Here is a 13963-nt window from a genome sequence, read left to right on the forward strand (position 1 = left end):
GGTACTGGGATCTGTTACCGCATTTCCGTCATATCGTTGATCCCTTTGACTCCAATGGGCGAGTTGCCCGGCAGGCAGTCGCCCCATACGCCTCCCGGCTGTGCCGGGTGGAGGTCACGCCGCATCCAGGGCGCATTCGGCCCAGATGACCTTTCCGTCGGTGGTGTAGCGGGTGCCCCAGGTCTCGGCGAGCTGCGCAACGAGGAACAGGCCACGGCCACCCTCGTCGGTGGTGGCTGCCTGGCGCAGACGTGGGGCGGTGTTACTGGTGTCGTAGACCTCGCAGATCAGGGTGCGGCCGTGAATGAGGCGTACCTGGATCGGCGCGGTGCCGTAGCGGACGGCGTTCGTAACCAGCTCGCTGAGCAGCAGCTCTGTGGCGAATGCGGACTCTTCCAGCCCCCACTGGCTCAGTCGGCGGACGGCGGCGGCACGGACGTCGGAGACGAGGGCCGGGTCGGCGGGCAGGTCCCAGGTGGCGATCCGGTCCGGGGGCAGGGCGTGGGTGCGGGCGACGAGCAGGGCAATGTCGTCGCCAGGGTGGTCGGGTGCCACGGCGTCGAGGACCGCTTGGCAGGTGTCCTCGGGCGTTCGGTCCGGGTGGGCCAACGCGCGGCGCAGCTGGTCGAGGGCCACGTCGATGTCGCGATGGCGGTCTTCGATGAGTCCGTCGGTGTAGAGGACCAGCTGGCTGTGCTCGGAGAGGTGGATTTCGGCCGTCTCGAAGGGGAGACCGCCCAGGCCGAGAGGGGGTCCGGCGGGCAGGTCCGGGAATGTCACGGTGCCGTCGGGGTGGACCAGCGCGGGCGGGGGGTGGCCGGCGCGAGCCATGGTGCACTGCCCCGAGGTGGGGTCGTAGATGGCGTACAGGCAGGTGGCGCCGACGATGCCGGTGCTGCCTGCCGCGGGGTTCTCGTCGCCCTCCTCCCGGTCCAGGCGCACCACGAGATTGTCCAGGTGGGTGAGGAGTTCGTCGGGGGCGAGTTCCAGTTCGGCGAAGTTGCGTGCGGCGGTGCGCAGCCGGCCCATGGTGGCGGCGGCGTGCAGTCCATGGCCGACGACGTCGCCGACGAGGAGGGCGACGCGGGTGCCCGAGAGGGGGATGACGTCGAACCAGTCGCCACCCACTCCGGATTCGGCGGGCAGATAGCGGTGCGCGACCTCGACGGCGTCCTGCTCGGGATGGCCGCGCGGGAGCAGGCTGCGCTGAAGTGCCAGAGCCAGGGTGTGTTCGCGGGTGTAGCGGCGGGCGTTGTCGATGCAGAGGGCGGCGCGGGCGGCGAGTTCCTGGGCCAGCGAGCGGTCGTCGTCCCCGAAGGGGGCGGGATCCTGCGAGCGGTAGAAGCTGGCGATGCCCAGGAGGACGCCGCGTGCGAGGAGGGGGACGGAGATGAGGGAGTGGACGTTGTGGGCGAGGATCCGCTCGGCGTGCTCGGGTTCTTGGGCGATCCAGCCGGCGGCGGACTTCAGATCGGGTTCCAGCACTGCCTGTCCGCTGGCCAGGCATCGTAGATGGGGCGTCGCCGGACGAAGGTCCACCCGCTCGCCGACCGGGTAGAAGGGGCAGTCCTCGCGGATGCCGTGGACCACCGTACGGTGCAGTTCGGTGCTGGCGTCGGATGCCTCCTCGCCGCGCAGTACGGCCTCGGGCACGTCGATGGTGACGAAGTCGGCCAGGCGCGGGACCGCGATCTCGGCGAGTTCCCAGGCGGTGCGGCTCACGTCCAAGGTGGTGCCGATGCGGGTGCTGGCCTCGGCCAGCAGCTCCAGGCGGCGTCGGGCCGCAACAGCGTACTTCCCCACTTCCGGCTCGCCCACCAGCACCAGCCCCCTGGCCAAGCCGTTGGCAGAGTCGTCGGTGCCAGGTGGGACGGGCGCGCGGACCGTCGTGGCGGCCCGGCCGGCTGCGGCGCCGGGGAGGTGCCCGGACGACGGGTCGGCGGAAGTGGGTGCATGTTGCGCGACAAGGCCGAGTGGCCGGCCGGCGCGGGTCGGGACAGCGGTGCGGGGTTGGGGCGAGTCATCGGGGAGGACCGCTTCGATGGCGACGCCCTCCACCCCGGAGGGGCTCGTCACCGGACGGCTCAAGAGCGTGACCCGCCGGTCGCGGGACAGGGACACTTCGACGGCAGCCCGCTGGGACGAGGAGATCAGCTCGGTGGCCTTCTCCTTGAGTATCATCTGATCGCCCTGGTCCAGCCCGATCTGAACCAGTTCATCCATGCCGATCAGGTGCCCGTCCCTGGCGGTTTCGCTGGTCCACGCGAGGCGTCTGGCGTCGAGATACGCCCGCAGCAAGCCACGCTCTCGCGCCGAACTCTGCTCCATCAGCCGCCGTTCGATGGCTTCGGCGGCGTCGCGTATCACGGTGACCAGCGCCGGGTCCGCATCGGTGAAGGGATAGCCGAGGCAGAGGACGCCCTCAATGCGCCCGCTGAGCTGGTCGCGAATGGGGATTGCAGAACAGGCGTTTGACTGAGAGCGCTCGGCGAAGTGCTCGGCACCGTAGACCTGGCACAGCTCCCTTTCCGCAAGTGCGAGACCGACGCCGTTGGTCCCGGCGAACTGCTCGGCGAACACGAAGCCCGGGACGCTCTGGATCGCGGAGAGATGCCGGACCAAAGACGCTTCCCCGAAACGGCGTTCAAGTACCGTGCCGTGCCCATCGGCGAGACAGATGTTCATCTTGCTGCCCGCGAACATGGATCGCAGCCGGTCCAGCACAGGCCCGGCCGCGCGGACGAGCTGGCTGTCCGGATCGAAATCCTGCCGGTAGGGGAGCTCGGACTGGTCCGGTGAGAGTCCCAGCAGCCGACAGCGCTGCCACGAGCTCAGAATCGGACTTCTCACGCCCCCCTCGACCGACTCGCCATGCAGAAACCGCTCGCGGGGGCGTACGGGGCCGATGCGGTCTCCCACGACCCCCATCTGCATCACTTCCCTCACAGAAACTTTGCGATCACTCAGTCTCCATCAGTCTCCATTTGAGTATATTCCTCACTTTTTGGGTGAATATAAGTAGCCCTAACGTAATGCGATGGTCGGCTGTCGAAAAGACCTGGCCGGCGTCCACCGTGATCGGCGGCCGGCGCGAGGCGACGGTGGCGGCCGGCCATCACAGGACCGCGACCGGGTTGACGGGCGAGCCTGTCCCGCCGGGTACGTTCAGCGGCGTCACGACGAGCATGAATTCGTAACGGCCCGCCTCGGCGCAGCTGGCGGAGAGTGCTTCGAGGTCGAGATTGTCCAGCAGCGGCACCCCCATGGCGGTGATGGCGAGTGCGTGGACCGGAGAGTGCAGGCCTTCGACCGGCGAGGGTCGTACATCGCTGTCGCCGTCGCCGCCGAGCAGGGAAATGGCACGCTCGGCCAGCAGCGGCATGGCGTCCACGTGCAAGCCCGCGCTCGCCACGTCAGGGTTCCAGGGGCCGATTTCCCGGCGGCGGCGGAAGCGGCCGGAGCGCAGCAACACCGCATCGCCGTCCCCGATCGTCACATCGAGTGCCTTCTCAGCGGCGATGATGTCCTGCGCGTGCAATGCGTGCCCAGGCTCCAGCCATTTGATCCCGAGGACGGCGGGCAGGTCGAGGAGTACGCCCTTGGTGACGAGGGGGCCGAGTGCCGGCACCGCGCCGAAGCGGGCACCCCCGGAATCAACGACCTCGCGCGCCGCACGGCCGTCGTAGAGCTGCCCTCGGTAGGCGACGTGTGACAGCGCGTCGAGATGGCTCACGCCCTTGCCGTGGTAATCCACGGCAATGAAGTCCTTGTGGGTGGAGGGTTCCGGTGCCTCCACGTCGCCGAGGTCGGACATGTAGTGCAATGCGGGCTTGCTGTTGTCCGGTCCGGGCAGGGTGTTCCAGGGCAACCCCATCGGCACGACCGTCCCGGACCGGATCAGGGCGGTGGCCCGCTGCACATGGCCCGCTGTCACCCTGTTCCAGGCGCCGCGGTCGGCCTCAGCCCAGCGGCCCCACGTGCAAAGCGCGTCGAAGAGTGCGTCGAACTCCTGACGAGAGACGGCGGGCCCATTGCCGGGATTGGCCGACAGGGGATCGGGGGCATCGGTGGGGCTGCTGCTCATCTGTACTCAGCGCTCCAAGGTTCGTGGGGGCTGTCGCCCAGGGCGCCAGGGCGGCGCTACCGCCCCCGCTTCAGCATCCTGCCCCGGAGCGGGCCCCCGGCAGGTGAACGGTTCGGCTCACCTCGCGGGTGTGACATCGGACCCCAAGGAAGCGATGTCCTTCGGCTCCGAGCTCTACGTGCGGTGTCGACATGACCCTGCTGTCCCCCGGGGCGTCCCGGCACTGCCGACCTCGCTCCCGGTGGCCCCCGTCGACCTTGCACGGCTGCTCCACCGTGGGCGCAACAACTTCGTCCGACCGTCCGGGCCGCGGACTCAGCGGGCAGCGCCGCGGATGACGGCCACAGGCGCACCGAAGGGGTCGGTGAACATGGCCAGGCGGCCCACGCCCTCCGCGTCCATCGGCCCGATGAGCGGGGCGGCACCCTGTCGGGTGGCCTCGGCGAAGGTGGCGTCGACGTCGGCCACTTCGAAGTACGGATGCCACTCCGAGCGGGAACCCGCCTCCAGGTTCTCCTTCGGGAGCTGCATGATCCCGCCCTGCGTGGCCTCCTGGCCGCCGCCCGACGGGGAGACGACGCTGTAGGTGACGCTCGCGAACGGCATGTCCTTGTAGTCCCACGAGAACACGGAGCGGTAGAAGTCCTTCGCGGCGGCAGCGTCCGTGGTGTACAGCTCGGTCCAGGACAAGGTGTTCACGTCGGTGACCGCGCCCAGGCCCTTGGTGTCACCGGGCTGCCAGACCGCGAAGTCGGCGCCGGTCGGGTCGGTGTACGCCGCCATACGGCCTTCGGTGAAGACCTCCATCGGCTGGAGACGGACGGTGCCGCCGGCCTGCTCAACGGCTCTGGTCGTGGCGTCGGCGTCGGCCGTCAGGAAGTACGGCGTCCACGCCGAGGACGCGCCCTCCTCGGTGAGCGGGCCGATCGCGGCGACGGTCTTCCCGTCCAGCTGGAAGAAGCCGTACCCTCCGGCCTCCGGTCCCAAGCTCTGCAGCTCCCAGCCGAACAGTGCCCCGTAAAAGGCGGCGGCCGCGTCGATGTCGGGGCTTCCCAGGTCCAGCCAGTTCGGTGAGCCCGTGACGTATGTGGTAGTCAGCATCGCAATTCTCCTCCCGCGAGTGCGCGGTGGATGACGGATGTGGATGACGGACGGGGTCAGTCGATTTCAGCATGCCAGCCCCCACTGACAATCCGCCGCTCCGCGCGCCGCGACACCCTGCCACGCACACGTCGCGCGGAGTGAGCCGGTGTCGCCCCGAATGACCGACAGTTCGTCAGCTCGCGCACCTCTCCCGGCCTCCCGGCCCCTGGCACGCTCCGAACCCTCCCCGGGGCTCCCACGGGGGTGACAAGGGTTTTCCCCGTATCGGGTTCATCTCCCCGTTCCCTACTGTCTGCCGCACCGGCGGATCCCATCTCCTGACTCTTTGATGTCAGGTGCATGTAAGTCATGGGTTCCATCGGGGACGGCCCTTGACCAGGGGCCGTCGCGCCGACGGCGACGCAAGGGCGACCCGGCCCAGGGAACCGCGGATCGCACCCCCACAGCGAACCGCGGTTCCCGCGCCGCCCGCCCGCGCTCCGCACCGTCAGTTGAAAGGGAACACCTTGAACGGTTCCAGACGGAGACTCATATCCGTCGTGGCCGCGAGCGCGACGATCGCCGCCGTCGCCGCCACGTACTCCGTGGCACTCGCCGCCACCCCGCCGCCGCCCTCACCGAAGCCCGCTCCGGCTTCCCAGTCGATGACCGCACTGCCGACCGCACCGGTCGAGAAGGTCATCGTCACCTACAAGTCCAAGACGTCCGAGGCCACTTCCAACACGGCGGCCAAGACCGACGCAACGGCCAAGGCCGCCGAGACCGGCGAGAGCCTGTCGTTCGAGCGCCGGCTCGCCGGCGGTGCCGCCCTGGTCAACCTCGGTGGCAAGGCGTCCAAGAATGACCTCGCCGAGGTGCTCGACGCCTTCCGCGCCGATCCGTCGGTCGCGTCCGTGGAACCCGACATCCGCGCCTACGCGATGGCGGTCACCCCGAACGACACCGAGTACACCAAGCAGTGGGACCTGTTCGAGGCCACCGGCGGCATGAACGTGCCCGGCGCCTGGGACAAGACCACCGGCAGCGGCGTCACCGTCGCCGTCATCGACACCGGCTACGCCGCCCACACGGACGTCGCCGCCAATGTCGTGTCCGGCTACGACTTCATCTCGACCGCCGCGGACGCCCGGGACGGCAACGGCCGGGACAGCGACGCCAAGGACGAGGGCGACTGGAGCGCGACCGACGGCGAGTGCGGCACCGGTTCCAAGGCGAGCAACTCCTCCTGGCACGGCACCCACGTCGCGGGCACCATCGCGGCAACGGCGGGCAACAGCAAGGGCGTTGCGGGTATCGCGTACAACGCGAAGATCCAGCCGGTCCGCGTGCTCGGCAAGTGCGGCGGCTCCTCCGCGGACATCGCCGACGCGATCACCTGGGCATCCGGCGGTACCGTCCCGGGCGTCCCGGCGAACCCGAACCCGGCCAAGGTCATCAACATGAGCCTCGGCGGCGCCAGCGCCACCTGCCCCAGCGTCTACCAGAACGCGATCAACGGCGCGGTGTCGCGCGGCACCACGGTCGTCGTGGCGGCGGGCAACAGCAACGCCAACGCCTCCGGCTTCACCCCGGCCAACTGCTCGGGCATCATCAACGTGACGTCCACCAGTCGCGAGGGCAACCGCTCGTTCTACTCGAACTTCGGCTCCATCGTCGACGTGTCGGCTCCCGGCGGCGAGACCCGCCGCGCCACCGACACCCCGGGCACCGTCACCACCCCCGAGAACGGCATCCTCTCCACGCTGAACTCCGGGGCCACCACCCAGTCGACCGAGAACTACAAGCCCTACCAGGGCACTTCGATGGCCGCCCCGCACATCGCCGGGCTCGCCGCGCTGCTCAAGTCGGCCAAGAGCACTCTGACCCCGGCCGAGATCGAGGCCGCGATCAAGAGCAACGCCAGGCCACTGCCGGGCACCTGCACCGGCGGCTGCGGCACCGGCATCGCCGACGCGGCGAAGACCGTGAACGCCGTCACCGGCACCACCGGCGGCACGACGTTCAGCAATACGGCGGACGTGACGATCGCGGACAACTCGACCGCCAGCTCGTCGATCGCCGTCACCGGCCTCACCGGCAACGCCCCCGCTGCCCTCAAGGTCAACGTCGACATCAAGCACACCTGGCGCGGCGACCTGGTCATCGACCTGATCGCGCCGGACGGCACGGTGCGCAACCTCAAGGCCTCGTCGTCGTCCGACAGCGCCGACAACGTCCTTGCGACGTACACGGTCGACGCGTCCAGCGAGGTGGCAGGCGGCACCTGGAAGCTGCAGGTCCGCGATGTGGCATCGGGTGACACCGGCTACATCGACTCCTGGAGCCTCACCTTCTGAACCACCCCAAACAACCGCATCACTGCTGGTCAGGGGCGCGTTCGCGGCATGTCGCCGCGGGCGCGCCCCGCCGCCTGCCCGGGCGCGCGTGTCCGTATGCCGGACGCACAGCCTGGACTGCGGTGGCCTGATTCGTATGCTCTGCTCTCAACGGGCAGAGTCCCGCGCAGGCCACAAGGGGGGTGGTGGGAAGGTGACAACGGCGGCGCACCGCCCTGCACCGGTCGGGCGGGGGGAACTCCTCACCCGGCTCGACCGGGTCCTGCACACCCGCGGGCGCGCCCTGCTCACCGGCCCTGCCGGGGTGGGCAAGACCGAGGTCGCCCTGGCCGCCGCCGCGCGCGCCGAGTCCCGCGGCGAGACCGTACTCTGGCTCGCCACACTGCCCGCCGACCGGGAGATACCCGGCGCGGCCGCCGCCGCCCTGGTCGCGACCATTTCGGCCTGCGCGTCCTGGCCCGCGGCCCGGCCCGACGGCAGCCCCGGCAGCTACGACGTCCTCGGGGGACTGCCCGGACCGCAGCGGACCGCCGTCGCCATGCTGTGCCGCGAGGCGCCCGTGCCCGACAACGGCTGGGACCCCATCGCCCTGCGGCTCGCCCTCGCCCAGATCCTGCGGACGCTCGCCGTACACGGTCCCGTCCTGCTCGTCGTCGACGGCGTCCAGCGCATCGACGCCGACAGCGCCGACCTGCTGCGGTTCGCCCTGCATCTGGCTCCATCGGCGCTACGCGTCGTCGCCGTCGAGACCCCGGCGGCATACGGACCCGACACATCCACCACGAGTACCCCGGCACAGGACGCTGTCTGCCCGGAGCCCCTGTGGGTGCCGTCCGAGGCCGACGTCCTGAACGTAGCGCCGCTGCACGCCGACGAGATCGCCGAACTCCTCTTCCACCACCGGCTGCCGTCCCGGATGGCCGGCCGTATCCACAAGGCCAGCGGCGGCAATCCGCGTCTCGCGCTCGCCGTCGGCCGGTCCCTCGCCGACGCCAGGACGCCGGTGCACCACGCCGAGGCCCTGTCCCTGTCCGGGCGCGCACGCGATCTCGCACGTCAACTGCTCGGCGCCGCCTCCCCCGCCGTGCGTGACACGCTTCTGCTGGCCGCACTGGCGCTGCGCCCGACGGCTTCGCTGATCCGCCGCACGGGCCGCCCCACGGCCGAGGCCGACCTCGCCGCCGCCGAGCGGGCGAATCTCATCTCACTGACGGAGGACGGCACGGTCGCGTTCACGGCAGGGCTGCTGCCGTCCACGCTGGTGCACGACGCCGACTGGGCCGAGCGCAGCGACGGTCATGCGGCTCTCGCGCGGGTCGTGGACGACCCCGTCGAGGCCGTACGGCACCGGGCACTGGCCACGGACGCACCCGACGAGCAACTGGCAGCGGAGGTCGCGGCCGCGGCCGACACGGCACGACGCCGCGGGAACAGCGCACTGGCCGCTGAACTCGCCCTGCTCGCCGCCGAGTCCACGCCCGGCCGGCACAGCGCGCAGCGGCTTGCCCGGCTCGTCGACGCCGCCGAGGAAGCCGCCCGCGCCGCCCGCGCGGACCTGGCGATGCGCGCCGCCACCGATCTCCTCGCCCGCGACGCCGCACCCGCCGACCGGGTTCGCGCGCGGCTCGCGGTGCTCGACACGGCCGGGCAGGGACTGACCGACCTCGACGAGATCTACGTCCACGCCATGGAGGACTCCGAGGGCGACACGGCGCTGCGGGCGGCCGTCCAGCTGCGGCTGGCAGTGAAGCACGTGCTCGCCGACGGTGATCCCGTACGCTCCCGGGCCGCCGCCGTCGAGTCCGCGGTGCTGGCCTCTTCGGTCGGCGACCGTATGACGGCGGCCACGGCGCTGACCGTCCAGGCGCGCATGGACCGCGTCCTGGGCTCGCCGGACGCGGAGCAGGTCCTCACCGAGGCACGAGCCCTCGAGATGGTCGTGCGGCCGCTGGGCATCCGTAACGCCGCACAGATCCTGACGATCCGCCATGCGCTGTTCGACGACCGGCTCACCGACGCCCGCGACCAGCTCAACGCCCTGCTGCCGCTGGTCGAGCGCCGTGGCCCGGTGGAGGACGCCATCGAGCTGTTCCATACGCTCGCGGAGATCGACGCCCGGCAGGGGCAGTGCGCGGCGTCGCTCGCGCACGCCGGGCGGTCGCTCGCACTGACGCTGGAGGCCGGCCTCTCGCCGGGGCCCGCCTGGTACACGCTGGCTCTCGCGGAGAGCGCCGGCGGCAGTTTCGCCCGCGCCGCGAGCTACGCCCGGCGCAGTGTCCAGGCATCCGAGGAGGAGGGCGACCATGTCTTCCTCTCCCGCAGTCTGTACGCACTCGGCCGGGTCCAGCTGGTGACCGGGGATGTGGCGAACGCCCTGGAGACCCTGCGCCGGGTGCAGTCCGGTGAGCGCGCCCAGTCGACGGTCGACCCCTCCATGCTGCGCTGGCACGAGGAGCTGGCCGAGGCGCTGATCGCGAGCGATGCCCCCGAGGAGGCCGCGGCCCTGCTCGCCGATGTGCGTCCCGTCGCCGAACGACTGGGCCGCGCAACGGTGCTGCTCGGCTGCGACCGCGCGTACGCCCTGCATCTGGCGGCGGTCGGAAAGCCCGATGAGGCGGCGCGGCTGCTGACCGAGACCGCCGATCGCTTCGCGGCGGCGGGGCTGCCGCTGGCACGCGGACGGGCGCTGATCGCGCTCGCCCGGGTCGAACGCCGCCGCCGCAGACGGTCGGCCGCGCAGAACGCGCTGCAGGCCGCGGCCGCGGTCTTCGAACGGGCGGGGGCGTCTCCCTGGCTGGCACTGGTGACGGAGACACCGTCCCGTACGACCGAACCCGCCCCGGCCCGCGGCGGCGCCGTGTCCTCTCTCACGGAGGCGGAGCTGCGGCTCGCGCTGCTGGTCGGCCAGGGGGCCAGCAACCAGGAGGCGGCGGCGAAGCTGTACCTCAGCGTGAAGACGGTCGAGGCGCGGCTCACCCGCATCTACCAGAAACTGGACGTCCGTTCGCGCGCCCAGCTGGCAAGCGCCCTCAACGCGTGGCCCGCCCATCGGCCGTCGACGGACACGACGGACGGCCCGGCGGCGGACTGAAATCACGCATCGTGCCGGCGCGACGACGGTCATCGTTGGGATGCATCCCTGGCTCGGCGGGTGCGGCGGTGGCCGGTGACCTTGGAGGCGGGCAGGCGGCCGGCCTTGGAGCTGCCGGTCATGGTGTCTCCGTCGACCGTGACGGCGAAGGCGAGGTTCAGCCTCAGGGGCTTGGCGATCGACTGGGTCCAGGTGAGTCGGTCGCCGTCGAGCGCCAGGTTGTTCAGAGCGACGTCCTCTCCGGCGCCGTGGGCGGTACCCGTCAGGGCGCCGTTCGCCGAGTGGAGGTCGACGACGGCCGTGATTGTGCCGATGGGGGTCGAGATGTTCAGGTCCCAGGTTCCTTCGACGGACATGCGGGGGCCTCCTTACGGCTGGTGCGCCGGCGCGGCACAAGGGAAGAAGTGAAGGGGTGTCTCAGAAGGCGGCGGGCGTCGGACCCTGGTCGCGCCAGACGACGCCGCGGCGCTCGTAGGAGAACAGTTCCTCGACGGCATGAGCGACCTTGGGACCCACCTCGCGCTCCAGCAAGTACAGGGCCAGGTCCAGGCCCGAGGTGACGCCGGCGCCGGTGACGAGGTCACCGTCGTCGACGACGCGCGCGGGCACCGCTCGCACACCGGTGGCATCCAGCAGGTCCATACCCATGTGGTGAGTGGTCGCGTTACGGCCCTCCAGGAGGCCGGCCATGGCCAGGACGAGCGAGCCGCCGCACACCGCGCTCACCGTTACCCCGGGGCGTTCCATGGCGGACTTCAGCAGGGGCGGCAGCCCGGTTTCCAGGATGCGGCCCAGCAGGACAGGAATTGCTTCGTCCTCCGACTGCCGGCCAGAGTCCGGTCCCGGCTTCCCGTCGTCCTCCTCGACGCGGCCCGACGCGCCGGGGACCAGGACGAGGTCGGCGCGCTCGGGATCGAGGCGGGCCGTCGCCCGCAAGGCCAGGTCGCCGGTACCGCCGGCCACTTCGCGCGCCCCCTCGGCGGAGACCAGCTCCACCGTCACCGCCCCGGCGGAGGCGGTGCCGCCGGCGTACAGGACTTCGTAGGGGGCGATGACGTCGAGCGGGTCGAAGCCGTCGAACAAGACGATCTGGGCGTGCATTTGTGTTCCGTTCGGGATGGATGCGAACCGGTCTGTGCCGGGTTCGCCACCGACGCTAGACAGCCGGTCCGCCACCCCCCAGTGGCACTAATGACAGCTTCCAACGGAATCGAGCCAACAAGCGTCCAGGTCACGGTCGGTACCCCGCTCGGCAGGCCGTCACCGGCGCCGTTGGTGGACTGCACGGCCAAGGGCGGTATGTGTGCTGGATGAACGGCTCCCGGTTCGGCGACGCGGCTCTTGTGTCCGTCGCCCGTGACGGCCTCTGGCCGGCCGTCGAGGACGGTCGGCGCGGACCGGGCCGGCATGTCCGGATGCTTGCTCCGTGGTGCCGGCGTGCCACCCTTCGAAGCCGCTCCGGGATGCCTCGGATTCCGCCTCAGGCACCTCCATCGCTGGAGGTTGCTACGAATTGCTGTTCGCGTTGAACACTTCGTGGGTCTCATCCGTACGTAGCACAGCTTCTCCCTCAGTCAGCGCAAGTTAACGGCCGACCGGCAATGAAACATAGGAGTTCCAATGAGGCGTACAGTGCGAAGACGCTCAAAGAGAGGCAAAAGAGTAGTCGTTGCCTCGATCGCGCTCATGCTGGGCGGGGGTGGCCTCATCGCGGTCAACTCCTACGCCTCCGCCGGCGAGGGACGGGGCCCCTGGCCCGGCGAATGGAACGGGCAACAGCAGAATCAGACCCAGAGCGCCGGACCCTCCGCGTCCACGATCAAGTGTCCTGAGGTTGCGAACGGGCTGCCCGAAGTACCGGATGGGGCCAGGCTGGAGGTCGACCGCGAACTTGCCACGCTGGACAGCCAGATCACCGAGGCTTATCAGCGGTTCGTCGACGAGAAGGAGCAGATGGAGCGGGATCCGCAGTTCGCCCAGAACGCTGTCCTCGAGCCGCTGAAGAACAAGCGCGCAGCAAGCATCGACCGCATAGCTCTAGCCATCAGCCGTGCGGCAGGGAAGCGCCCGCAGGGACTGGATCCGATGGCCCCCTGCACTCTTCAAGTGGATGACGCAGACGGGGCCGACGCCGGTGAGGGCGACGGCCAGGGGCAGGACCAGGGCGACGGCCAGAACAACGGCAACGGCGACCAGGGCAACGGCAACGGCGACCAGGGCAACGGCAACGGTGGCCAGGCGGACAACGGCCCTGAGGCGTCCGACTTCGTCGACATCCAGTCCGTCAAGCCCAATGTCCGCAACCCGCGCACCCTCCGCAACGCCTCCCGCGGCACCTTCTCCACCGACTGCGGTGTCAACGCGAACGGCAAGTTCAACCCGGACAACGTGATCGTGGCGCCCGGTGTGAGCAATGGCGCGCACCACGTGCACGACTATGTGGGTAACCAGGCCAACGACGCCTTCGCGAGCGACGACGATCTCGCCAACGGCCGGACCACGTGCCGCGACCAGGGGGACAAGTCGACCTACTACTGGCCTGTCCTGCGCCTGCAGAACGGCCAGAAGGAGGCCGACGCCGACGCGGACGGTGGCGGCAAGGACCAGAACGTCGGCGAGATCCAGACTCCGGCCCAGGTCACGCTGAACTTCGCGGGCAGCCCGGTCGACAAGGTCACCGCGATGCCCCGCTTCCTGCGGATCATCACCGGTGACGCCAAAGCCTTCGTCAACGGCAACGCGAATGCCAACGCCTCCTGGAGCTGCACCGGCTTCGAGGACCGCCGGCTGAAGGACAAGTACCCAGTCTGCCCCGAGGGCAGCCAAGTGGTCCGTGCCTTCAAGTTCCAGAGCTGCTGGGACGGTCAGAACACCGACAGCGCCAACCACCGCACGCACGTGGCTTTCGCCGATCAGAACGGCCGCTGCCCCAACGGCTTCCGGGCCATTCCGCAGCTCGTGCAGCGGATCGTCTACGACGTGCCGCCGCCGGTTTTCGACGGGGAAAAGCCCGCGGTGTTCGCGGTCGACTCCTTCCCTGAGCAGCTGCACAAGCCGGTCACCGACCACGGCGACTTCATCAACGTCTTCGACGACAACCTCATGCGGGAGGTGGTGCGTTGCATCAACGACGGACGAGAGTGCGGCCCCGGCGACCCCAGCGCCCCTCCGGCCGCTGGTGTGGAGAAGCCTGAGGTTGCGGCGGGTTCGGCTGCTAAGCCTGGTGCGACGGGTACGCCGGATACTGCGGGTGGTGTGGAGAAGCCTGAGGTTGCGGCGGGTTCGGCTGCTAAGCCTGGTGCGACGGGTACGCCGGATACTGCGGGTGGTGTGGAGAAGCCTGAGGTA

General features: G+C 70.1%; 8 protein-coding genes. 3 read left to right on the forward strand and 5 right to left on the reverse strand.

Annotated features, from left to right (window positions below; translation table 11 throughout):
• Positions 1-114 precede the first annotated feature (114 nt).
• The 3 genes from ACFWDI_RS30520 to ACFWDI_RS30530 form a co-directional block, all read right to left on the reverse strand.
• Positions 115-2928, reverse strand: coding sequence for a SpoIIE family protein phosphatase (locus ACFWDI_RS30520; protein ID WP_385308905.1), 2814 nt, complete (start codon positions 2926-2928; stop codon positions 115-117).
• Positions 2929-3115: 187 nt separating this feature from the next.
• On the reverse strand, positions 3116-4084 hold the full coding sequence (locus ACFWDI_RS30525) for a cyclase family protein (protein ID WP_385308907.1): 969 nt from the start codon (positions 4082-4084) through the stop codon (positions 3116-3118).
• Positions 4085-4399: 315 nt separating this feature from the next.
• A complete protein-coding gene (locus tag ACFWDI_RS30530) occupies positions 4400-5185 on the reverse strand; it encodes a VOC family protein (RefSeq protein ID WP_385308909.1) in 786 nt (261 codons plus the stop codon).
• A 647-nt stretch (positions 5186-5832) separates the two neighbouring features.
• On the opposite strand from ACFWDI_RS30530, the gene ACFWDI_RS30535 reads away from it, so the two are divergent.
• Complete coding sequence (locus tag ACFWDI_RS30535) at positions 5833-7524, forward strand: S8 family serine peptidase (RefSeq protein ID WP_385308959.1); 1692 nt, start codon at positions 5833-5835, stop codon at positions 7522-7524.
• Positions 7525-7717: 193 nt separating this feature from the next.
• Positions 7718-10615: an AAA family ATPase gene (locus ACFWDI_RS30540; protein ID WP_385308910.1), complete on the forward strand. Its 2898-nt coding sequence runs from the start codon at positions 7718-7720 to the stop codon at positions 10613-10615.
• 29 nt (positions 10616-10644) lie between these two features.
• On the opposite strand, the gene ACFWDI_RS30545 is transcribed toward ACFWDI_RS30540, so the two are convergent.
• Entirely contained in the window at positions 10645-10971 is a 327-nt protein-coding gene (locus ACFWDI_RS30545; RefSeq protein ID WP_385308912.1) for a hypothetical protein, read from the reverse strand.
• Between the two features lie 61 nt (positions 10972-11032).
• Positions 11033-11716, reverse strand: coding sequence for a DJ-1/PfpI family protein (locus ACFWDI_RS30550; protein ID WP_385308914.1), 684 nt, complete (start codon positions 11714-11716; stop codon positions 11033-11035).
• A gap of 519 nt (positions 11717-12235) precedes the next feature.
• Between ACFWDI_RS30550 and ACFWDI_RS30555 the strand changes: the two genes are divergently transcribed.
• Positions 12236-13963: DUF1996 domain-containing protein (locus ACFWDI_RS30555; RefSeq protein ID WP_385308916.1), on the forward strand; the 1728-nt coding region annotated here is incomplete at its 3' end.

Source organism: Streptomyces sp. NPDC060064, from assembly GCF_042736455.1.
In the GTDB taxonomy this organism is placed as follows: domain Bacteria; phylum Actinomycetota; class Actinomycetes; order Streptomycetales; family Streptomycetaceae; genus Streptomyces.